We start from the raw sequence: 21,581 nt of genomic DNA on the forward strand, positions 1-21,581 counted from the left end.
ATGCGTTTCACACGACATGCGCGTGTTGACTTTTAGGTTGATATCAACATAATAATGCTATGTCAAAAAAAGTTCCCTTCGAGACGACGATCCATGTGCGCGACACCTGCCTGTGCCTGCATGCGCAGCGCGCGGCGCGGGCACTGGCGCGCCGTTTCGACGAGGCACTGCGCCCGGTCGGCCTCACCAACGGACAGTTTTCCCTGCTGATGTCGCTGAACCGCCCGCATCCGCCGTCGGTCGCGCCGGTGGCACGTCTTCTGGCGATGGATCGCACGACGCTGACAGCCGCCCTGAAGCCGCTCGAACGGCGGGATCTCGTCGCCACGGAACCGGACCCGAAGGACCGGCGCAGCCGGCTCCTGCGATTGACGGAAAAAGGGCATGAGGCGCTTCTCGCCGCCCTGCCCATCTGGCGGGCGACACATGCCGCCGTCGATGCCGAGATGCAGGAGGACCTGCCGGAGGTCCGTCAGGGCGATGTGCAGGCCATGCTGGTCGCGCTGGGCGGGACAGGGATGGAACGCGTCAGTTCCGGTCCTCGGGAAGGACCGGAAGCGGCATGACCGCGACGCCTTCATCGAGAAGCTCGCGGACCTCCTCCCTGGAGGCCGCGCCATAGATGCCGCGCGCTTCCTTCTCGCCATAATGGATCTTGCGCGCTTCCTCGGGAAAGGCCTCCCCGACATCGACGGCATTCGCCGTCACCTGCGCCCGCAACTCCCGCAGTCTGGCAACCAGGTCCGCCTGTGCCGGCGTCAGCGCCGTCGTCACGGGCTCGGGCTGGGGTCGGGGTTGGGGTCGCGCCTGGGGCGGCGATCCGGTGGCGGCGGCCCCGGCAGAACCGGAGCCCGCGCCGCCCGCTTCAGCCGCCGCCACGACCTGGTGTCCGGCCCGCGCCTCGCGGGCCCGCGACGTCGCCACGGCCGGCGCCATCAGCTTCTTTTCGACATGAACCGTCCCGCAAGCCGGACAGGCGACAAGGCCGGCGTCCCGCTGGCGTTCGAAATCCTCGAAACCGCGAAACCAGGCCTCGAATTCGTGCCCGTTGCCGCAGCCAAGCGCGTAGCGGATCACTCGGCTGCCTCCGTCTCGCGCCCCGTCTGGCGGATCGAGAACTCGCGCTGGTTGGCAATCGCCGGAATGCGGCGGCGCGCCTCGGCCACCTGGGACAGGTCGAGTGTGGCCAGGGCAAACCCCGGCTCGTCGTGATCGATCTCGGCGAGCACCTCGCCCCAGGGCGCGACGATCAGGCTGTGGCCATAGGTCTCCCGGCCGTCCTCGTGGCGCCCGCCCTGCGCAGCGGAGATCACGAAGGCACCGTTCTCGATAGCCCTCGCGCGCTGCAGCACATGCCAGTGCGCCTCGCCCGTCTGCCTGGTGAAGGCGGCCGGCGCCGTCAGGATTTCGGCCCCCGCTCCCGCCTGGGCGCGAAACAGTGCCGGAAAGCGGATGTCATAGCAGATGCCCATGCCGAGCAGCGCCTGCGGCAGGCCGACGACCACCGCCGCCTCGCCGGGGCCATAGGTGGCGGATTCGCGCCAGCTCTCGCCATTGGGCAGATCGACGTCGAACATGTGGATCTTGTCGTAGCGGGCCAGCAGGCTGCCGTCGGGCGCGAACAGGAAGCCGCGATTCGCCGCTTTCGCCTCGCTCGTGCGGATCGCCATCGACCCGACATGCAGGAAGATACCCAGTTCCTTGGCAAGCTCCGAAAAGGCGGCAACGCCCGTATCCTCGCCCTCGGGCGCGATCTTGGCGAAAAGGTCCGCCCGGCTCTTTTCCAGAAGGTTGGTCATTTCCGGCGTCTGCACATAGGTGGCGCCGGCAGAGGCCGCCTCCCGGATCAGGGAGGCCGCCGCCGCGATATTGGCGCCCGTGTCGCGCCCGCTGCGCATCTGGATGACCGCCGCGACAAACTCGCTCATGTCCCTCGTCCCCGGCTTGTATCGACAGTGTCCTCAGGCGCTCGCGAGCAGCGCGTCCAGCTTGCCGGCGCGCTCCAGCGCCATCAGCTCGTCGCAGCCGCCCACATGGGTCTCGCCGATGAAGATCTGCGGGAAGGTCGTACCGCCGTGCCCCGTACTGGCCCGCTGGATCATTTCCTTGCGCAGCCCCGGATCGAAGGTCGCATCCATTTCCCGGAACGACACGTCCTTTTGCTGCAAGAGCTTCTTCGCCATCGCGCAATAACCGCACATCTGACGCGTATAGATCTCGACCGACATCGCACCCCGTTCCCGCATTGACCACGAAGCCGTCCGGCCCCGCTCCTCTTTGACAAGCATATATTGAGCTTTGCCGGCTGGCCGCAAGCCCTTGCCCCGCCATCGCCACCAAGGGCGGCCATTCAGCCAAGCGGCGTCTCCGCCCCCGCATGCGCGAAGACCAGCACGTCCACCGACCGCGCCCCGGCCCGCAGCAGGGCGCGCGCCGCGGCCTGCACCGTCGCGCCGGTCGTGTAGACATCGTCGACCAGCACCGCCCGCCGGCCGGAGAGCTGCATCTCGCCCTCTTCCGTCACCGCAAAGGCCCCGCGCACATTGCGCGCGCGGGCCGCCGCATCCAGGCCCACCTGCTGTTTCGTCGCCCGCTTGCGCAGGAGCGCCTGCGCGGCGACCTCGAGACCGCTTCTGTCTCCGACCGATCGCGCCAGCAGGCCGGCCTGGTTGTAGCGCCGGCTCCAGCGGCGCAGGCCATGAAGCGGCACGGGCACGAGCACCGGAGCGGCCTCGTCCGGCGGAAAGGCCAGCAGTTCCGCACCGGCCCGGGCCATCCAGCCGCCCATCGCCGGCGCCAGCGACGGACGGTCATGATACTTGAGCCGCGCCACCAGCGCCCGTGCCGGTCCGTCATAGGCGGCAACGGCCCTGAGGCGGTCGAAGACCGGGGGGTGGGCGATTGCCTGCGGCGACAGGGCGCCCGGCCCCAGTTCGTAGGCGAACGGCACGCCGAGCCGCTGGCACCAGGGCGGCGAGAGGAACGGCATGCGGGCCCAGCACGCGGCACAGACCGACCCGTCACTGGCGACCAGCCGGTCGCAGGCAAGGCAGGTCGGCGGCAACAGCAGGCGCAGCAGGCCGGACGTGTTCCGCGCCACCCTTTCCGCAATCGTTTCCGCAATCGCGTCCGGTGCCGCGAACAGGCGCCGCAACACGTTGCCGCTGGCCGGGCTGCCGGTTCTGTCCATGTCGCACCTGACCCCTGTCGAGCTGCCCGCAGATGGCAGGAAGGCCATTGAACCTGCGGTGCAAGCAAAACACAACCCTGAGGCGAGACCGCGTGCCGCCGGAAAGGCTCAGCCGGCCGCGGCCGTCTCCGGCAGCGGAAACGCCTTGACGAAGCGTTGCAGCGCGCCCGGATCGCCCGCCACCTGCGCATCGCCGGCCGCGACCGCCTCGAGCAGCGTCGTGCTGCCGAAGACGATGCCGTCGACAATGTCCGACGACGCCGTGATCGACGCGTCATGCGCTCCCGCGACGGAGATGTCCTGGAGGATGTCCAGGCCCTCATGCGTTCCGGCGACCACGGCCCCTCCCCGGGGCATGTCGAGCAGGATCCGGAAGCCGCCCCCCCTGCGCGGTCGATACATGGCGCGCAGGGCAAGAAGCAGCCCCGCACGGGTCATCGGCAGATCCGGCCTGAGGAAGGGAGAGCGCGCCGCCCACTTGCCCAGCGACAGGATCGGTTCCTCCAGCTCGCGCCCCCAGTCGGTCAGTTCGTAGATCCAGGAGGCGGCCGGCGGCGGCAGCTTGCGGCGACGCAGGATGGCCGAGGCCTCGAGGCCTTCGAGCCGCTGGGTAAGCACGTTGGGGCTGATCGAGCGCAGCTCCGCGCGCAGGTCCGTGAACCGCTTGGGCCCGAACATCAGTTCCCGTACGACCAGAAGCGCCCAGCGCTCGCCGATCAGGTCAAGGGCATGCGACATGGCGCAGCCGTCATCGTAGCTTCGACCCTTCATAATCCTCTTTCAGGACTTGTTAGTTGTTTTTTAGGACTATAAAGTCCTCATATATTGATCCCACGCCCGCTCGCCGCGATCAAGCGGCCGGTCGATCGAGGATGTCGTGAAGGACAACGCGAGAGAGCGCGGGCAAGCGTCAATGGCTCGCGATGGCCATCACTCGCCCCGCCCTGTTCATTCGCAACCGCGCACCCATTCACCGGACAAGGGAAGACACGCCGTGAAGCTCTATTTCGCCGAAACCACCATGTCGTGGAAGACCTGCGCCGTGGCCCGCCATCTGCAACTCGACATCGAGTTTCATCGCCTCGATCTCATGAAGGGGGAGCAGCGCGCGCCGGAATTCCTCGCCGTCAACCCGAACGGCAAGGCGCCCGCACTGGTCGACGGCGACCTCCGGCTGTGGGAATCGAACGCCATCATGTGCCACATGGCGCTCAAGGCAGGTTCGCCCCTGTGGCCGCGCGACCACGCCCAGGTCGAGGTGATCCGCTGGTTCGACTGGAGTTCCAACCATTTCTCCCGCTTCGCCGGCGAGCTCTTTTTCGAGCATGTCATCCGCCGAAGATTCGGCCTCGGCGATCCGGACGGGAAAGCGGTCGAAGAGGCGCTCGGCTATGTCCGGCGCTATGCCAGTGTCCTGGAAAGCCACCTCTCGGACCGCCGCTTCCTCCTCGGTGACACGCTGACGCTCGCCGACTTCGCCGTCGCCACGACGCTGCCCTACGCCGACGAGGCGGGAATACCGCTCGACGCGTTTCCCGCCGTCAGGCGCTGGCACGACCGTCTGATGGAGCTGCCCGCGTGGCGATCGCCTTTCGCCGACCCGACCGGGGGCTTCATCGGCGGCTGATCGGCGCAGCGCCCGCCAGACGGGCTTGATTGCCTGTCGCACGGGCGCTACCTACGGCAGTCCGGCAGGAGGCCGGGAACGACCGGGAGCCGCCGCGCCATGTCTGCATCCGACACCAGCCGTCCGGCGCTTTTCGACCGGGCGCTGCTTGCCCGTCGGCGGGCCCGCGCGCTTTCCCGCGCCGATAAAGCCCCCGGCATCGACTTCCTGCTCGCCCACGCGGCCGCCGATCTCGGCGAGCGACTGGTGGCGGTCAGCCGCCAGTTTCCCGTCGCCGTCGATCTCGGCGGACACCGGGGCCATCTGGCGCAAGCCATCGCCGCCTCGGGGCGTGCCGGCCATGTGCTGCGCGCCGATCTTTTCCTCGCCGACGCGGCGACGCCCGGCTGCGATCTCGTCATCGATGATGAACTGCCGCCCTTCGCCGGCGCCTCGCTCGATCTCGTCTGCTCCGCCCTGTCGCTGCATCTGGTCAACGATCTCCCCGGCGCCCTCGTCCAGATCCGCAAGGCGCTGAAGCCGGACGGCCTGTTCCTGGCCGCGCTTCTGGGCGGCGACACGCTGTTCGAGCTGAAGGATGCGCTGATGCGCGCCGAGATGGAGCTGTCTGGCGGCGCCGCGCCGCGCGTCGCGCCCTTTGCCGACACCCGTGCCCTTGGCGCGCTGCTGCAGCGTGCGGGCTTTGCCCTGCCCGTTGCCGATGTCGACCGGCTGACCGTGCGCTACGACACGATGGGAGGCCTGGTCGACGACCTGCGCGCCATGGGCGCGGCCAACATGCTTGCCGAGCGGGCCCGCACGCCGCTGTCGCGCGCCGTTCTCGCCCGCGCGTCCGGGATCTATGCCGAACGCCACGCCGATCCGGACGGACGCATCCGCGCCACGTTCGACATCGTCTCGCTGTCCGGCTGGGCTCCGCACGAGAGCCAGCAGAAGCCGCTCAAGCCCGGCAGCGCGCGCGCCAGCCTCGCCGACGCCCTGGCCGACATCGGGCACAAAAAAAAGGACCCTGGCGAGAGGTCCTCCTGAACGCGTCTTCAAGGCAAGGGGATCAGATACTCGACAGGGCGCTGGCGACGACGGTGAAGACGTCGTTGCCAATCATGTTCTGGATACTCAGCAGTGCCGCGATGATGGCAAAGGACACGAGGCCCATGATGATGCCGTACTCGATCATCGTCGCGCCGGCTTCGTCCCGGCGCAGGGTGCCCGCCAGATCGATGAACTGGTCGCTACGGTCGCGCATTCTCTCGAGATGTGACTGCATCTGCCGTGCCCCTGTCTGTCTCTTGACGCCGGGACGGAGGGATCGTCCCCCTTCTCAGGCGAGATCGATCAGATGCGGGATCAGGGGCTCGTCGGCAGGCGGCATCGGGTAGTCCCTGAGCCGCACCGGTCTCACCCACTTGATCGCCTGGCCCTCGCGGCCTGCAACCGTGCCCGACCATCGTCGGCATACGAAAAGTGGCATGAGTAAGTGAAATTCCTCGTAAGCGTGGCTCGCGAAAGTCAGCGGGGCGAGGCACTCTTTCTTAACCGTGATGCCGAGCTCTTCTGCCAATTCGCGAATGAGCGCATCCTCCGGCCGCTCGCCCGGCTCGAACTTGCCGCCGGGAAACTCCCACAAGCCCGCCATTGCCTTGCCGTCCGGGCGCTGTGCGATCAGCACGCGGTTGTCGGCATCGAGCAGGGCGCAGGCGGCGACCAGCAGCAACTTCATGGAAAGCTCCGTTCCGTTTCGGGACGCGCCGGCAAGGTTTTGCTCACCATGCCGGGAAAATACGCTGACAGATCAAGACCCATGCGGCCTCTCGGGCGGCAGGCGGTAGTGGTAGGCATAGCCGTCGCGAAATCCCAGACGCCGGTAGAGAGCGCGCGCCGGAGCGTTCTCCGCGGTCACCTGCAGCCAGGCATGGCGGCAACCGGAAGCGGCTCCGCGCGCCATCGCGGCGCGCACCAGCCGCGCGCCAAGACCGGCCCGCCGCGCCATTGGTGCCACCGCAAGATCGTAGATGCCGAACATCTCCCGGTCGGCAACACCAAGCACCACGCCGAGCGGACGACCGCCGTCGTCCTCGGCAACCAGCGTCACCCGGCGGACCGCGATCCGCTCAAGCGCACTCCCGAGCCGCGCCACGGCCAGCGGCGTCACCGCCTCGGGGCGGGTACCGCCAATGGCGGCGAAGGCCGACAGGAACTGCTCGAGCGTGCAGGGTCGCAGGCGTGCGGCACCCGCCGCCTGATCCGGCTCCTGCGCATCGGCGGCCGCCCCGATCGGCCGGACCCAGACATCCGTCTCGCCCGTGCGGCCCCAGCCTCCGGCATCGGCGATCGCAACCAGCGCCGGCGGCGTCAGCGGCGTGCGGCGCAGGTGGAAGACAACGTCATTTTCAGCAAAGACGGCAAGCATCGCGTCGAGCCGCGCGCGCGCATCGGCATCGTCGAGCGGATCCATCACGTTCAGCGAATTGACCCGCCGCGCCGGATTGCCCGGCGAGATCCGGGCGAGCCAGCTCCCGTCCATGACAAGCCGGTCGCTCGGAAACCCGTTGAGATTGGCGTCCTCGATGGCCCTGATCCGTGCCAGGTCCAGGCCCGCACCGGCGGCCGGGTCGGCCGCCGGATCCCCGTCAATCCGGTTCATGTCGTGCTTTCCCCGCCGGCCGGATGTCGCGGCCGGCCTTGTCTCCGGCCGGATCGTCAGGACCGGTAATCGCCGTTGATGGCCACATATTCCTTGGTCAGGTCGCAGGTCCACACGGTCGAGCGGCCCTGCCCCAGGCCGAGATCGACGCGGATCGCAATTTCCTCCTGTTTCATCACCGCCGAGGCCGCGTCCTCCGAATACCCGGGATCGCGCTCGCCATCGACCGCCACCCGCACATCCCCGAACCAGATCGCCAGCCGGTCGCGGTCGGCCGGCTCGCCGGCCTTGCCCACCGCCATGACGATACGGCCCCAGTTGGCGTCCTCGCCCGCGACCGCCGTCTTCACCAGCGGCGAATTGGCGATCGAGAACGCGATCCGCCGCGCCGAGGCATCGCTTTCCGCGCCCGTGACGGTGATGCCGACGAACTTGCGCGCACCCTCGCCGTCCTTGACGATCCAGTGGGCAAGATCCCGCATCACTTCTGCAAGCGCCGCACGGAACGGTTCCAGGCGCGGGTCGTCGGCCCTCTCGATGCGCGCGCCGCCCGCCTTGCCGGTCGCAAACAGCAGCACCGTGTCGGAGGTCGACGTGTCGCCGTCGATGGTGATCGCGTTGAACGTGTCGCCCACCGTCGCCGAGAGAAGCTCCTGCAGGACGGACGCCGCGATCGGCGCATCGGTGAACAGGAAGGACAGCATCGTCGCCATATCGGGCGCGATCATGCCCGCGCCCTTGGCGATGCCGTTCAGAACCACCGGCGTGCCGCCCAGGTCGACGCTCCGCGACACCGCCTTGGGGAAGGTGTCGGTGGTCATGATCGCCTTCGCCGCCGCCTGCCAGTCGCCGGCAACCGCATCCCGCGCCAGATCGTCGACCACGCCGCCGAATTTTTCCGCCTTCAGCGGCTCGCCGATCACTCCGGTCGAGGCAAGGAACACCTCGCCCGGCGCGCAGCCGAGCGCCTCGGACACGTAGCGCGCCGAAAGCTCGGTCGCCTCCCGGCCCTTGCGGCCGGTGAAGGCATTGGCATTTCCGGAATTGACGAGCAGCGCCCGCGCCGTGCCCCCCGCGAGGTTGGCCCGGCACCAGTCGACGGCCGCCGAGGGGCAGCGCGAGCGGGTGAAGACGCCGGCAACTTCCGCACCCCCGTCCATGAGCGCCAGAAACACGTCCGTGCGCCCCTTGTACTTGATGCCGGCCGAGGCGGTGGCAAAGTGCACGCCGCCAACCTGCGGCAACTCGGGATAGGACTTCGGGGCGAGCGGCGAGACGGCCGTGGACATCGGGCACTCCCTTGAAATGCGGGCACAAAGAGACTGTCGCGAGCCTTGCCCGATCGATGCCCGGGGTGCAAGCCCTATCGTCCGGCGTGGTCCGGCGCCGGGTGCAGGAAGCCGGCGAACCGGCGATGCAGGAAGGGAATGAGCCCCCACACCATGACGACGACGATCATCGGAACGAGCACCAGCGTCTGTTGCCAGAGCGCCCAGCCCGCCGTCATCGGCGCGATGGCATAAAGCAACAGGGTCACGAGAGGATAGACACCGGCGAAGACCAGCAAGGCGAAACGCGGGCGCGACAGCACGCGCTTCGTATCGGGAACGACGGCAGGCGGGGTCGCCGGGGAAGCGGCGGTTGAGGCGGCGGTTGATGCGGTCATGGAAGGCTCCTGGAAGGATCGGACGAGGCCGGCGAGCGCGAGGGAGACGGACAGGAAACCGACCGTCGAAGCGGCAGGCGGTTCGCCCCCGCCCCCCGGGTGTCGCCGAATTGTCATATATGAAACGGATCGTTTCGTTTCATCATTATCTAAACGCCCCGTTTCGTTCAGTCAAGCTCCATGCTACCTGTGGGACGGCCTCGCGCGAGCGGCCCCTGAAACCGGCAAGGGACACATCATGGACGGCAAAGGCCCGGCGTCGCGCCGGCATCCGCGCAAGTCGATCGGGGCGAAGCGCAACCCGGAAAGCGCCGATGCCATTCGCCGGGCGGCGGCCGAGATTCTGGCCGAGAAGGGCCATGCCGGATTTTCCATCGAGGCCGTCGCCCGCCGCGCCCATGCCGGCAAGCCGACCATCTATCGCTGGTGGCCGAGCAAGGCCGCCTTGCTGCTCGATGTCTATCACCGCCAGAAACAGGGCATGCCGGAGCCCGACACGGGCCTGCTCGCCGAGGACCTGACGATTTTCCTGGACGCGCTGTTCCGGCATTGGCGGGACACGCCGACGGGTGCCGTGTTCCGGTCCGTGGTGGCCGAGGCCCAGAGCGACGAGACCGCCGCCGATGCCCTGCGCACCTATCTGGAAGACCGGCTCGAGCACTCCGCCCGCATGGTCCGCCGCGCCAGGGAGCGCGGCGAGGTCGGCGCCCATGTCGATCCGCTGCTTGCCATCGACATGCTGGTGAGCTTCGCCTGGTGCCGGCTCCTGACCGGCCGGCTCGACATGGAAACGGCCGCCCTGAGGGCGGCCGTCGGATTGTTCGTCAATGGCTGGCGACCGCTCCCTGCCGGGGCGGCAGCGCCTGCCTGAGCGGCGAAAGCCGGATCAGTCGGCCTTCGGCGCCTCGCCGGATGCCTCGTCGCCGGTGGCCGGCGTTTCACCTGCCGCGGCCGGCGTCTCGCTTGCCGTCACCTCGATCGTCGTCTTCGCCTTCAGCTCCTCCAGCACCTCGGCATAGCGGGCGCGCAGCAGCTGCTGGCGCAGCCGGTCGCGCACGTCGGCAAGGTCCGGGGCGGGCTGCTTGCGGGCGTCCTCAATCCTGATCACGTGCCAGCCGAACTGGGTCTCGACCGGCTCGGCGGAGTGCTTGCCGACCTCGAGCTCGAAGGCCGCCTTCTCGAATTCCGGAACCATGCGGCCACGGGTGAAATAGCCGAGGTCCCCGCCATTGGGGCCGGAAGGCCCGGTCGACTTCTCCTTGGCCAGTTCGGCGAAGTCGCGGCCGCCGTCGAGCTCGGCGATCACGGCCTCCGCCTCTTCCTTGCTCTTCAGCAGGATATGGCTCGCCTTGCGCTCCTCCTCGCCGGCATAGTCGGCGAATTCCTTGTCATAGGCGGCCTGCACGGCTTCTTCGCTCACCTTGCCTTCGATTTCCCGGGCAAGATAGGCATTGCGCAGCGCCCGCATGGTAAGGAACTCGACCTGGCGCTTGAACGCGTCCTCATCGGCGATACCGGCGGCCTCGGCCGCATTGGCCAGCACCTTCATGTCGACGACGACGTCGGTGAGCACCTTGCGCCACTGCGTCGGCGGCACCTGCGACAGCTGCTCGGAAAAATCCTGCGAGGCAAAGGCGATGTCCGCCTCCGTCACCGTGTCCTCGCCGACCTTTGCGACGACGCCGGCCGGATCCGTTGCCTGCTCCTGGGCAAGCGCGGCCGTCCCGGCGAAGCTGCCGGCGATCGTCGCGGCAAGCGCTGCGCGACGCACCGTCGCGGCAAAATTGCGTGTCATGCTCTTTCCTTGTGATCTTGTGTTTGCCTCGGCCGGGCGTCTCTCCCGCGCCCGCTGCTCCGTCCTCGCTTGCGGCAACAGGCCCGATAACGGGGCGGCAGCCGGGATGTGTGCCAGTCGCGCGGCGTTGACAACCTCCGGACCCCCTCTTATCTGTCGAACGTCCTCCTTGAAAGGCCGGACAACCCCAGTCGAGCATGCGTTCGTCTCGCCCCCCAATGCGGCGGTTCTGAGGCTCGCGCATGTCTGTACCGTCAATCCGATCCCCGGGTTGCAGCCGGCGACCAAGCGCCGGCGCGGCCTGTATCAAGAATAAGGACCGCCACATGGCCGGCCTCGGCGCACTCGCCAAGAAGCTCTTCGGTTCCGCCAACGACCGCCTCATCAAGCAGTTGCGGGGCCGCGTCGTGGCCATCAACGCGCTTGAGGACGAGCTTCGCGCCCTGAGCGATGCGGACCTTTGCGCCCGCACCGACATGTTCCGCAAGCAGCTCGCCGACGGCGCCAAGCTCGACAGCCTGCTGGAACCGGCCTTCGCCACCGTCCGCGAGGCGGCCCGCCGCGTCCTCGGCCAGCGTCACTACGACGTCCAGCTGATCGGCGGCATGGTGCTCAATGCCGGGCAGATTTCGGAGATGCGCACCGGTGAGGGCAAGACGCTGGTCGCCACCCTGCCGGTCTATCTCAACGCGCTCGCCGGCAAGGGCGTCCATGTCGTGACGGTCAACGACTACCTGGCCTCGCGCGATGCCGAATGGATGGGCCGCATCTACCGCTTCCTCGGCCTCACCGTCGGCGTCATCGTCCACGGTCTCACCGACGAGGAACGCAAGGCCGCCTACGCCGCCGACGTGACCTACGGCACCAACAACGAGTTCGGCTTCGACTACCTGCGCGACAACATGAAATACGAGCGCGGCTCGATGGTGCAGCGCGGGCACAATTTCGCGATTGTCGACGAGGTGGACTCCATTCTCGTCGACGAGGCGCGCACACCGCTGATCATCTCCGGCCCGCTGGAGGACCGCAGCGAGTTCTACAACACCGTCGACGCCTTCATCCCCGCCCTTTCGGACGAGGACTTCGATCTCGACGAGAAGCAGCGCTCGGCGACTTTCACCGAGGCCGGCAACGAGAAGCTGGAAACCCTGCTGCGCGAGGCGGAACTGCTCAAGGGCGACAATCTCTACGACGTGGAGAACGTTGCGGTCGTCCATCACCTGCAGCAGGCGCTGAAGGCGCACAAGCTGTTCCAGCGCGACAAGGACTACATCGTCCGCAACCGGGAAGTCGTGATCATCGACGAGTTCACCGGCCGCATGATGCCGGGCCGCCGCTATTCGGAAGGCCTGCACCAGGCGCTCGAGGCCAAGGAGAAGGTCGCGATCCAGCCCGAGAACCAGACGCTGGCCTCGATCACCTTCCAGAACTATTTCCGCCTCTATTCGAAGCTTGCCGGCATGACCGGCACCGCCCAGACCGAGGCCGAGGAGTTCGGCAACATCTACGGCCTCGAGGTCGTCGAGATCCCGACCAATGTCTCCGTGCGCCGCGTCGATGACGACGACGAGGTCTACCGGACCGTCGAGGAGAAATACAACGCCATCATCGAGCTGATCGGCGACTGTTTCGAGCGCGGCCAGCCGGTCCTGGTCGGCACCACCTCGATCGAGAAATCCGAACTGCTCGCCGCCAGCCTGAAAAAGGCCGGCTACCGGCAGGTCGATGTCTCCGACCCCGATGCCTTCATGCCGCTGTTCACCGCCAAGGGCACGAAGAAGGAAAAGATCTTCGCGGTGCTCAACGCCCGCTACCACGAGCAGGAAGCCTCGATCATCTCGCAGGCCGGCCTGCCCGGCGCCGTCACCATCGCCACCAACATGGCCGGCCGCGGCACCGACATCCAGCTCGGCGGCAATGCCGACATGCGCATCGACCACGAACTCGCCGACATGGCCGAGGGCGAGGAGCGCAGCGCCCGCGAGGCGGCGATCCGCGCCGAGGTCGAGGAACGCAAGCAGCTGGCGCTCGCCGCCGGCGGCCTTTACGTGATCGGCACCGAGCGTCACGAGAGCCGGCGCATCGACAACCAGCTGCGCGGCCGTTCGGGCCGCCAGGGCGACCCCGGCCATTCCAAGTTCTTCCTGTCCCTGCAGGACGACCTGATGCGTATCTTCGGCTCCGACCGCATGGACGGCATGCTGCAGAAGCTCGGCCTCAAGGAGGGCGAGGCGATCGTCCATCCGTGGATCAACCGGGCCCTCGCCAAGGCACAGCAGAAGGTCGAGGCGCGCAACTTCGACATCCGCAAGAACCTGCTCAAGTTCGACGACGTCATGAACGACCAGCGCAAGGTCGTCTTCGACCAGCGCATCGACCTGATGGACGGCGAGGCTGTGGCCGAGACCGTCACCGACATGCGCCATGACGTGATCGAGGATCTCGTCGCCCGCCATATTCCCGAAAAGGCCTATCCCGAGCAGTGGGACACCGAGGGGCTCCAGACGGAGGTTCGCCGGCTTCTCAATCTCGACGTGCCCGTCGTCGAATGGGCCGCGGAGGAAGGCATCGCCGACGAGGAGGTCGTCGAGCGGCTGAAGACGGCCGCCGACGAGGCCATGGCGCGCAAGGTCGGCCAGTACACGCCCGACATCATGCGCCAGGTCGAGAAGGCCGTTCTGCTGCAGACGCTCGACCACCTGTGGCGCGAGCATCTCGCCAATCTCGACCACCTGCGTTCGGTGATCGGCTTCCGCGGCTATGCCCAGCGCGATCCGCTGCAGGAATACAAGACCGAGGCCTTCACCCTGTTCGAGAGCATGCTCGCCAACCTGCGCCAGGCAACGACCGCCCAGTTGATGCGCGTCGAGCTTGTCCAGGAACAGCCGCCCAGCCTGCCGGGCGACGACGAGCTGCCGCCCATGCATGCCCAGCATCTCGATCCGATGACCGGCGAGAACGAGTTCGACACGGCCGCCCGGGCACCGCAGCCCGGCGCCCCGCGCGACCCGGAAACGCCCTCCACCTGGGGCAAGATCGGCCGCAACGAGGCCTGCCCCTGCGGCTCCGGCAAGAAGTACAAGCACTGCCATGGCGCGCTTGCCTGAGGGCGGACCGGCCCGTGGCAGGAAGATCGACCGGGCGGCGGGCTTTTCGAAGTCCGCCGTTTCGCTTTCCAGGAATGGCGGTCGGCGACCCGCCCGGAGGTGACGCGTGAAGACCACCGCAGCCCTTGAGGAAATCGAGGACTGGCTGATCCGCGAGGCGCTCGGCCAGCCGGATATCGGCGAGATGTTCGCAGGCTTCTGCGAGCGCCTGGTCGCGGCCGGAATGCCGGTCGAGCGCGCCATGCTCACCTGGGCGACCCTGCATCCGCTGGTCGAGGCCGAATCCGCCTTCTGGCTCGCCGGCCGCGACATCGAGCTGTCCCAGTACCGTCACGACGAGGAGGAGACCGAGGACTGGCTGCAGAGCCCGATCCGCGCCGTCCTGGAGGCGAAGGAGCCGCGTCTGCGTCGCCGCCTGTCGGGTGGAAACGCCGTTTTCGAGTACCCGCTTCTGGCAAGCCTCAAGGACGAGGGCTACACCGACTACCTGATCCTCTCCACCCCGTTCGACCTGCCGACCGTCACGGATTTCGGCCGCTCCGGCATGCTTGTCTCCTGGGCGACCCGGGAGCCGGGCGGCTTTTCCAACGAAACGGTTGAAGGTCTTGACTACCTGCAGCTGCGCCTGGCGCTGGCCTGCCGGGCGACGATCCAGACCCGCATCGCCCGCACCCTGGCCGAGACCTATCTGGGCGCGCGCGCCGGGAGCCAGGTGCTGTCGGGGCGCATCCGCCACGGCGACGGGGAAAAACTCGACGCGGTCATTTTCTACTCCGACCTGCGCGGCTCCACGGCACTTGCCGATCGGCTCGAGCCGGACGCCTACATGGCGCATCTGAACGCCTATTTCGAGGCGACCGCCGGCGCCGTGATGGCAAGCGGCGGCGAGGTGCTCGACTTCATCGGCGACGCGGTGCTCGCCGTCTTCCCGATCGGTCCGGACGGGATCGGTCCGGCCGCATGCCGGGCACTGGACGCCGCCGACGCCGTTCTCCTGCGCTTGCGCGATGCGCAGCAGACCACCGCGCATCCGCTCAATTGCGGCATCGCGCTGTCCTCCGGCCAGGTCATGTTCGGCAATATCGGCGTGCCCGCGCGGCTGACCTTTTCCGTCATCGGCCGCACGGTCAACGCCGCCGCCCGCATCGAGGCGATGACCAAGCAGCTCGGTCGGCCGCTTCTCGTCACCGCCGAGATCGCCGCCGCAGCGCCGCGCGGCTTTGCCAGCATCGGCCGCTTTCATCTCGCCGGCTTCGGCGAGGACGTGGAACTGCACGCCCCCTTTGGCTGACGGCGCGCGGCGCACGAAAAGGGCGCGTCGCGGTGCCGCGCGCGCCCTTGTCGACAATATCCGTGACGGGAAGCCTGCCCCCCGCCAAACCCTCGTCAGACCCTCGTCATCAGGCCCTCGTCAGAGCACCGTCACCTGCGCGCCGATCGTGACCCGGTTGTAGAGATCCTCGACATCCTCGTTGAGCATGCGGATGCAGCCCGAGGACACCGCCCGGCCGATCGACCAGTCCTCGTTGGTGCCGTGGATGCGGTATTCCGTGTGACCCAGATAGAGCGCCCGCGCGCCCATCGGGTTCTTCGGCCCGCCCGGCATGTAGGACGGCAGGTTGCGGCCGTTCTTGCGCTCGCGCACGATCATTTCCTTCGGCGGCGTCCAGCCCGGCCACTTGGCCTTGCGCGTCACTTTCTCGGTGCCCGCCCAGGAAAAGCCCTCGCGGCCGACGCCGATGCCGTAGCGCACCGCGCGGCCGCCCGGCAGCACGTAATAGAGGTAGCGGTCGCCCGTATCGACGACGATCGAGCCCGGCTTCCTGTCGGTGCGGTAGCGCACCTCGGTGCGCTTGTACTTCTCGCGCACGATCTTGCCGGCCGCCTCCGGCGTGATCCGGTAGGTCTGCCAGCTCCGGGTGACCGGATCGTAATAGCGCTCGGTCTGGGCCTGCGCCGCGCCGGCCATCGAGGCCACCGCCAGCATCCCCGCCAGCGCAAGGCCGGCCATTCCCGCAAATATCCGCATGATGTCTCCTCGTCGCCGATCGCGACCGCAACAACCGGCGGCGACCTCAGGGTCTGTTCGGAAACTCTTACACGCAGCTCACGCGCCGCGCCGCTCCTGTTTGGCGAGAAACGCAAGGACGTCGGCGCGATGTGGCAGCGGCGCAACAGCCCCGTAGCCGCACACCGCCAGCGCCGCCGCCGCGTTGGCGTGGCGCGCAGCGGCCAGCCCGTCGCCGCTCTTCAGGAACTCCGCCAGGAACGCCCCGTCGAAGGCATCGCCCGCCCCCGTTGCATCGACCGCCTCCACCTGGTGCGGGGCAATCCGCTCGCGGCCCTCCGGCCCCGAATAGAACACCCCATCGGCGCCCAGCGTCAGCGCCACCCGCGTCGCACCGAGCGCGTGATAGTGAGCGGCGATCTCCTCCGCCGTCTCCAGCCCGGTGAGCAGCCGCGCGTCGTCGAGCCCCGGCAGCAGGATATCCGCCATCGCTGCGGTCGCCTCGACCACGGCGCGAGCACGCGGCAGGGGCCACAGCGCCAGCCGCAGGTTGGTGTCGTAGGAGATCAGCCCGCCCGCCTCGCGCACCTCCTCGATCGCCGCGAAGACCGTGTCGCAGGCGCTTGCCGAGATCGCCTGGCTGATCGCCGAGACATGCAGGACGCGGGTCTCGCGCAGCAACTCGAACGGCAGGTCGTCGGGGCGCATCAGGCTCGCCGCCGAACCGCTGCGGCGGTAGGAAAAGACATGCCCCTTGGGCCCGTGCGTGACGAAATAGATCCCGGTCGGGGCCTGCGCCATGCGCAGCACGCCGGCATCGTCGACCCCCTCGCGCGCCCACAGGTCATGGAAAAGGTCGCCGAACACATCCGCGCCCGTTGCCCCGGCATAGCCGGCCGCCGCACCCTGGCGCGCGGCAGCCACCGCCGCGTTCGACGTGTCTCCGCCAAAGCCCTGCAGATAGGCTCCCCCCGGCGCCGACTGGTTGAACTCGATCATCGGCTCGCCAAGGCACAGGATGTCCATCTCTTCCAAACGCTCCGTCATTGTCGTCCCGCTGGCGGGGGAATTGTCGATTTCAATCGATTTAAATCTCATGCGACGCCGGCACGGCGCTTGTCAAGCCGACGGCACCGAAGCGGCCGGCCCCGCATCGGCCAGGATGCGACGGCAGCTCCTGGCGAACAACGCGGGAGGACGCGATTTTCGGCATCGCTCGGTCTCGCCTGTCGCGCCCGCCCGTGCCAGAAAGGGCGACCTCACACCGGAACCAGACCGGAGCCAGAACCATGTCCGCCCCTGCCCAGATCCTGCCCTTCACCGAAAGCGGCACGGGCGATGCCCCGCCCTTCGTCCTGCTGCACGGTTTCGGCGGCGACGCGCGCGGCTTCGCCCGTCTCCAGGACGACCTTGCCGCAAGCCGCCGCGTCCTTTCCTTCGACCTTCCCGGCCATGGCCGGGCGCTCGACTGGCCGCGCATCGGGGGCGCGGGCGTTGCCGCGCGCGCCGTCGCCGCTTCGCTGGAAGCACTGGAACTGGAGCGCGTGCATCTGGTGGGTCATTCCATGGGCGGGGCCGCGGCCGCGATCATGGCGCTGAAACAGCCCGAGCAGCTCGCCAGCCTGACCCTGCTCGCGCCTGGCGGCTTCGGCCCCGAGATCAACCACAAGCTCCTGCGCCGCTATGCGGCCGCGCGCGACGCCGAGGCGCTGGAGCCCCTGCTGGAGCAGTTCTTCGGCTTTTCCTTCTCGCTGCCGCGCCTCGTGATCCGGCAGTCGGCGGAAGCGCGTGCCCGGCCCGGCGTCTGCGAGACCCTGGTGGAGATCGTCGAAAGCCTGCTCGACGGCCCCCGCCAGCAGACCCTGCCGCTTGAGGAGATCGCCGCACTCGGCCTGCCGGTGCGCCTCGTCTGGGGGCGCCAGGACCGCGTCCTGCCGGTTTCGCAGACGCAGGGCCTGCCCGGCGCCTTCGCCCTGCACCTGCTGGAGGGGGTCGGCCACATGCCGCATCTGGAGGCTCCCGGCGCGATTGCCCGCATCCTGCGCGAGCAGGCCGGCGCCTGACGCTCCCGTCCCGGCACGAAAAAGGCCGCATCCCTCTTCAGGATGCGGCCCCGTCATTCACTCTCATGCCTGCGCCGGGCTCAGCCCTTTGCGCCCTTGGCCCGCTCGATCGATTCCAGGATGATCCGCTTGGCCTCGTCCGGCCCGCCGAAGCCGGTGATCTTCACCCACTTGCCAGGCTCCAGGTCCTTGTAGTGCTCGAAGAAGTGCTTGATCTGCTGGATCGTGATGTCCGGCAGGTCCTCGTAATGGGCAACGTTCTCGTAGCGGCGCGTCAGCTTCGCGGACGGCACCGCGATCAGCTTCTCGTCCATGCCCGCCTCGTCTTCCATGAACAGCACGCCGATCGGCCGGCAGTTCATGATCGCACCCGGCACGATCGGCCGCTGGTTGGCGACGATGACGTCGACCGGATCGCCGTCGCCGCACAGGGTATGCGGCACGAAGCCGTAGTTCCCGGGATAGCGCATCGGCGTGTAAAGGAAGCGGTCGACATACATCGCCCCCGCGTCCTTATCCATCTCGTACTTGATCGGCTCGCCGCCAACGGAGACCTCGACGATCACATTGATGTCTTCAGGCGGGTTCTTCCCGATCGGAACGGCGTCGATACGCATGAAATAGGCTCCTCGATTGGTCGTTGGCGGCTGTATCGCAAGCACCAGAGCCAAAGGCAAGCCGGAATTTGTGCAGTGCAACTTAATGCCGAGGCATCGCGCGGATCAGGGATCGGCCGCGCGAGAGCCCGCCGCTCGGGGTTCGGGACGTCCCGGCCTCAGCGGTAGAACTCCGCGTGGCGCGTCATGTCGTCGGCAATGTCCATCCCGCCCCCATGGCGCCCGAGCGGATAGGCCTCCTCGACCAGATAGGGGCCGCCGCCGATGCTTGCCCTCGATGAGAACAGCACGAAGCGGGCCGCCGTGAAGGGCTGGGCCTGGAAGTCGCCGCGTTCGGCGAGCCAGCGCGCCACGTCCTGGTTGGACGAGGAGCGGCACCGCGCCAGTGTCACATGGGGCATGTACTTGCGCCGTTCCGCCGGCAGGCGCAGCCGCTGCAGGATGCGTTCCTGCTCGGCCTGCAGCTCCATCAGCGCCGGGTTGGGCTCGACCCTGGCCCAGACCGCGTGCGGCTTGCCATTGCCGAAGGAGCCGAGCCCGTTCAGCCGGATCTCGACCGGATCGCGGCGGATGCGGTCGAGCGCGTCGGCCACCTCGTCGGCCATGCGGTCGTCGATATCCCCGATAAAGCGCAAGGTGATGTGATAATTCTCGGTATCGATCCAGCGGGCACCGCGCAGGCCGCCGCGTAGGAAGGAGAGCATGAGACCGGTCTGGGCCGGTATCTCAAGCCCGGTGAACAGTCGAGGCATGGTTGAACCCTCCGCTGTCGCCGATATCCAGCATCAGGAAGCCTTTTCCGCTGCACTGCAAGCGAAAACGAAACGCGCTGGTTTCCCAGCGCGTTCCGCGATGTCGTCGTCATTGGCGGGCGGCTCCCGGCCCGGTCTGGCCGGCACGGGCGCCGCGCGACTGATTCGGCAGGTCCCGCCCTTACGGGCAGGGGCTGCCGTGATGCTGGAAGAGCGTGTTGATACGCCCCTCGATCTCCGCCGTGATGGTCACGTCGAGTGCCCCGAGGTCATGCTCGAGCTGGGCAAGCGAGGTTGCCCCGAGGATCACCGAAGTCATGAACGGACGCGACAGCGCGAAGGCGAGCGCCAGTTGCGACGGCGCAAGGCCGAGCTCGGCGGCGAGATCCAGATAGGCGTTGATCGCCGGTTCCGCGCCCGGCTTCTCGTAGCGCTGCAGCCGGTCGAACAGCGTCTTGCGGGCACCGGCGGGAAGCGCGCCATTGCGGTACTTTCCGGTGAGGTACCCTTGCGCCAGCGCCGAATAGGCGAGCAGGCCGACCTGTTCCCGGTGGGCGATCTCGGCGAGCGCCGTCTCGAAGGTCCGGTTGACGAGGCTGTAGGCGTTCTGGATCGAGACGACGCGCGGCAGGCCCATCTTCTCGGCGACGGCAAGAAACCGCATCGTGCCCCAGGCGCTCTCGTTGGACAGGCCCACCTGGCGGATCTTGCCGGCCTTGACCAGGTCGCCCAGCGCCGCCAGCGTCTCCTCGATCGGCGTCTCGTCGTCGCAAGGGGCAGGGTCTGTCCAGATCGTCGGATTGGAGCCGAAGCCGGAGACGTTCCGGTCCGGCCAGTGCAGCTGGTAGAGGTCGATATAGTCGGTGCCGAGCCGCTTCAGGTTCTTGTTCACCGCCTCCTCGACATGGGCGCGCGTCAGCTTCGCGGTGACCCCGCCATCGCGGAACCAGGTGTTCTCCGAGCGGCCGACGACCTTCGTCGCCAGCACGATCTTGTCGCGGTTGCCGCGCGCCTTCATCCAGGTGCCGATGATCTCCTCGGTGCGCCCCTGCGTCTCCGCCTTGGGCGGGATCGGGTAAAGCTCGGCGGCGTCGAAGAGGTTGATGCCCCGCTCGAGCGCGAGGTCGAGCTGGGCATGCCCCTCGGCCTCGGTGTTCTGCTCGCCGAAGGTCATGGTGCCAAGCGAGAGGCTTGAGACAAAGATATCCGTGCGTCCGAGACGGCGCTGTTCCATGGCGGATCTTTCTTGCTGGTTCTGGACTGTCAGAAATATGGAGGTGGTGGCGAACTTGGCGGCAACCGGCGCGCCCGTCAACCACCACGCCGGTTCCCCGCCGCAAGTGACGAAAAGACAGGCATGTGGCGCGAAACCGGTCCTCGGCCCGGCTCAGCCTTTCGCGGCGCGGACCCGGGCGATCAGGTCCTCGACCCTCGGCAGGATGCCCTCGACGATGATGGCAACGCCCTTGGCGGTCGGATGGATGCCGTCGGGCAGCACCGTCTCGCCCGACATCGGAATGCCGTCCAGGAAATAGGGGTAGAGCAGCGCGCCATGGGCCTCGGCGATCTCGCCGAACATGGCATCGAAGGCCTCGACATAGTCGGGACCGAGATTGCGCGGCGCACGCATCCCCGCCACCAGCACCGGCAGCCCGCGTGCGCGCAGGCGGGAAACGATGGCCTCCAGGTTGCTCCGCGCCGAGGCGACAGGCAACCCGCGCAGCGCGTCGTTGGCGCCCAGTTCGACGATCACCGCGTCCGCGTCCTCGCCGACCGACCAGTCGAGACGCGCAAGACCGCCCGACGTGGTGTCGCCGGAAACCCCCGCATTGACGACCTCGACCTCATGACCGCGCGCCTTCAGGGCCGCCTCGAGCTGCACGGGAAAGGCGGCCTCCGCCGGCAGCTGGTAGCCCGCGCTCAGGCTGTCGCCCAGCGCCACGATGCGCAAGGGCTCGGCAGCCGCAGGGGATGTCGGCGCCAGCGATGTCGCGGCCGCGAAAGCGAGAAAAACTGTAACCAAACGTATCACCACTGCTGATCCTCTGGACGCGGTCTGCATGACTTCCCATATCGCCTTTGGCCTGCAAGGCTGCAAAATGACCGATTTTC

At 67.9% G+C, this 21,581-nt stretch carries 24 protein-coding genes; 7 read left to right on the top strand and 17 right to left on the bottom strand.

The window, feature by feature from the left end:
• Positions 1–59: 59 nt before the first annotated feature.
• The gene (locus tag ACQY46_RS01640; protein WP_428698580.1) at positions 60–566 is read left to right on the top strand and encodes a MarR family winged helix-turn-helix transcriptional regulator; all 507 of its coding nucleotides are present in this window, start codon (positions 60–62) and stop codon (positions 564–566) included.
• Here the strand turns inward: ACQY46_RS01640 and ACQY46_RS01645 are convergent.
• From ACQY46_RS01645 to ACQY46_RS01665, 5 genes are all read right to left on the bottom strand, one after another.
• Positions 529–1,077 (bottom strand): DUF1178 family protein, encoded by a 549-nt coding sequence (locus tag ACQY46_RS01645; protein WP_428698581.1) that lies wholly within the window; start codon positions 1,075–1,077, stop codon positions 529–531. The two genes, ACQY46_RS01640 and ACQY46_RS01645, sit on opposite strands and share 38 nt — an antisense overlap.
• On the bottom strand, positions 1,074–1,928 hold the full coding sequence (locus ACQY46_RS01650) for a carbon-nitrogen hydrolase family protein (RefSeq protein WP_428698582.1): 855 nt from the start codon (positions 1,926–1,928) through the stop codon (positions 1,074–1,076). The genes ACQY46_RS01645 and ACQY46_RS01650 overlap by 4 nt, the downstream gene beginning before the upstream one ends.
• Before the next feature lie 33 nt (positions 1,929–1,961).
• Entirely contained in the window at positions 1,962–2,228 is a 267-nt protein-coding gene (gene grxC / locus ACQY46_RS01655) for a glutaredoxin 3 (protein WP_428698583.1), read from the bottom strand.
• A 122-nt stretch (positions 2,229–2,350) separates the two neighbouring features.
• Positions 2,351–3,190, bottom strand: coding sequence for a ComF family protein (locus tag ACQY46_RS01660; RefSeq protein ID WP_428698584.1), 840 nt, complete (start codon positions 3,188–3,190; stop codon positions 2,351–2,353).
• Positions 3,191–3,298: 108 nt separating this feature from the next.
• Positions 3,299–3,961 carry a winged helix-turn-helix transcriptional regulator gene (locus ACQY46_RS01665; protein WP_428698585.1) on the bottom strand — a complete coding sequence of 221 codons (663 nt, stop codon included), beginning with the start codon at positions 3,959–3,961 and terminating at the stop codon, positions 3,299–3,301.
• A 223-nt stretch (positions 3,962–4,184) separates the two neighbouring features.
• On the opposite strand from ACQY46_RS01665, the gene ACQY46_RS01670 reads away from it, so the two are divergent.
• The gene (locus ACQY46_RS01670) at positions 4,185–4,817 is read left to right on the top strand and encodes a glutathione S-transferase family protein (protein WP_428698586.1); all 633 of its coding nucleotides are present in this window, start codon (positions 4,185–4,187) and stop codon (positions 4,815–4,817) included.
• 99 nt (positions 4,818–4,916) lie between these two features.
• Positions 4,917–5,846, top strand: a complete 930-nt coding sequence (locus tag ACQY46_RS01675; RefSeq protein ID WP_428698587.1) for a class I SAM-dependent methyltransferase — start codon at positions 4,917–4,919, stop codon at positions 5,844–5,846.
• Positions 5,847–5,868: 22 nt separating this feature from the next.
• Here the strand turns inward: ACQY46_RS01675 and ACQY46_RS01680 are convergent, their stop codons facing one another.
• The 5 genes from ACQY46_RS01680 to ACQY46_RS01700 all read right to left on the bottom strand — a co-directional run bounded on the left by ACQY46_RS01680 (position 5,869) and on the right by ACQY46_RS01700 (position 9,127).
• Entirely contained in the window at positions 5,869–6,063 is a 195-nt protein-coding gene (locus tag ACQY46_RS01680; protein WP_428698588.1) for a Flp family type IVb pilin, read from the bottom strand.
• Positions 6,064–6,138: 75 nt separating this feature from the next.
• A complete protein-coding gene (gene mutT / locus ACQY46_RS01685; protein WP_306030956.1) occupies positions 6,139–6,537 on the bottom strand; it encodes an 8-oxo-dGTP diphosphatase MutT in 399 nt (132 codons plus the stop codon).
• 72 nt (positions 6,538–6,609) lie between these two features.
• Positions 6,610–7,461 (bottom strand): GNAT family N-acetyltransferase, encoded by an 852-nt coding sequence (locus ACQY46_RS01690; protein ID WP_428698589.1) that lies wholly within the window; start codon positions 7,459–7,461, stop codon positions 6,610–6,612.
• Between the two features lie 56 nt (positions 7,462–7,517).
• Positions 7,518–8,750, bottom strand: coding sequence for a bifunctional glutamate N-acetyltransferase/amino-acid acetyltransferase ArgJ (gene argJ / locus ACQY46_RS01695; protein WP_428698590.1), 1,233 nt, complete (start codon positions 8,748–8,750; stop codon positions 7,518–7,520).
• A gap of 74 nt (positions 8,751–8,824) precedes the next feature.
• Positions 8,825–9,127, bottom strand: a complete 303-nt coding sequence (locus ACQY46_RS01700; protein WP_428698591.1) for a hypothetical protein — start codon at positions 9,125–9,127, stop codon at positions 8,825–8,827.
• Positions 9,128–9,365: 238 nt separating this feature from the next.
• Here ACQY46_RS01700 and ACQY46_RS01705 point away from each other — a divergent pair, with 238 nt between their 5' ends.
• Positions 9,366–9,998 (top strand): TetR/AcrR family transcriptional regulator, encoded by a 633-nt coding sequence (locus ACQY46_RS01705; RefSeq protein ID WP_428698592.1) that lies wholly within the window; start codon positions 9,366–9,368, stop codon positions 9,996–9,998.
• Positions 9,999–10,013: 15 nt separating this feature from the next.
• On the opposite strand, the gene ACQY46_RS01710 is transcribed toward ACQY46_RS01705, so the two are convergent.
• Positions 10,014–10,922, bottom strand: coding sequence for a peptidylprolyl isomerase (locus ACQY46_RS01710; RefSeq protein WP_428698593.1), 909 nt, complete (start codon positions 10,920–10,922; stop codon positions 10,014–10,016).
• A gap of 326 nt (positions 10,923–11,248) precedes the next feature.
• Here ACQY46_RS01710 and secA point away from each other — a divergent pair, with 326 nt between their 5' ends.
• Together secA and ACQY46_RS01720 are read left to right on the top strand one after the other, a co-directional pair.
• Positions 11,249–14,029, top strand: coding sequence for a preprotein translocase subunit SecA (secA, locus tag ACQY46_RS01715; RefSeq protein ID WP_428698594.1), 2,781 nt, complete (start codon positions 11,249–11,251; stop codon positions 14,027–14,029).
• A gap of 106 nt (positions 14,030–14,135) precedes the next feature.
• Complete coding sequence (locus tag ACQY46_RS01720) at positions 14,136–15,320, top strand: adenylate/guanylate cyclase domain-containing protein (protein WP_428698595.1); 1,185 nt, start codon at positions 14,136–14,138, stop codon at positions 15,318–15,320.
• Positions 15,321–15,440: 120 nt separating this feature from the next.
• Here ACQY46_RS01720 and ACQY46_RS01725 read toward each other — a convergent pair whose 3' ends face one another.
• Both ACQY46_RS01725 and ACQY46_RS01730 read right to left on the bottom strand, forming a co-directional pair.
• Positions 15,441–16,058 carry a L,D-transpeptidase gene (locus ACQY46_RS01725; RefSeq protein ID WP_428698596.1) on the bottom strand — a complete coding sequence of 206 codons (618 nt, stop codon included), beginning with the start codon at positions 16,056–16,058 and terminating at the stop codon, positions 15,441–15,443.
• Positions 16,059–16,136: 78 nt separating this feature from the next.
• Positions 16,137–17,084, bottom strand: a complete 948-nt coding sequence (locus ACQY46_RS01730; RefSeq protein ID WP_428698597.1) for a sugar kinase — start codon at positions 17,082–17,084, stop codon at positions 16,137–16,139.
• Positions 17,085–17,326: 242 nt separating this feature from the next.
• Here ACQY46_RS01730 and ACQY46_RS01735 point away from each other — a divergent pair, with 242 nt between their 5' ends.
• A complete protein-coding gene (locus tag ACQY46_RS01735) occupies positions 17,327–18,100 on the top strand; it encodes an alpha/beta fold hydrolase (protein ID WP_428698598.1) in 774 nt (257 codons plus the stop codon).
• An 80-nt stretch (positions 18,101–18,180) separates the two neighbouring features.
• Here the strand turns inward: ACQY46_RS01735 and ppa are convergent, their stop codons facing one another.
• From ppa to ACQY46_RS01755, 4 genes are all read right to left on the bottom strand, one after another.
• Positions 18,181–18,717, bottom strand: coding sequence for an inorganic diphosphatase (gene ppa / locus ACQY46_RS01740; protein ID WP_428698599.1), 537 nt, complete (start codon positions 18,715–18,717; stop codon positions 18,181–18,183).
• A gap of 158 nt (positions 18,718–18,875) precedes the next feature.
• Positions 18,876–19,469, bottom strand: a complete 594-nt coding sequence (gene thpR, locus ACQY46_RS01745) for an RNA 2',3'-cyclic phosphodiesterase (RefSeq protein WP_428698600.1) — start codon at positions 19,467–19,469, stop codon at positions 18,876–18,878.
• Between the two features lie 181 nt (positions 19,470–19,650).
• Complete coding sequence (locus tag ACQY46_RS01750; protein ID WP_428698601.1) at positions 19,651–20,703, bottom strand: aldo/keto reductase; 1,053 nt, start codon at positions 20,701–20,703, stop codon at positions 19,651–19,653.
• Between the two features lie 153 nt (positions 20,704–20,856).
• Positions 20,857–21,531 carry an arylesterase gene (locus ACQY46_RS01755; RefSeq protein ID WP_428698602.1) on the bottom strand — a complete coding sequence of 225 codons (675 nt, stop codon included), beginning with the start codon at positions 21,529–21,531 and terminating at the stop codon, positions 20,857–20,859.
• Positions 21,532–21,581 lie beyond the last annotated feature (50 nt).

The sequence above is a fragment of the Stappia sp. genome (genome assembly GCF_965276915.1).
Taxonomy (GTDB): Bacteria; Pseudomonadota; Alphaproteobacteria; order Rhizobiales; family Stappiaceae; genus Stappia.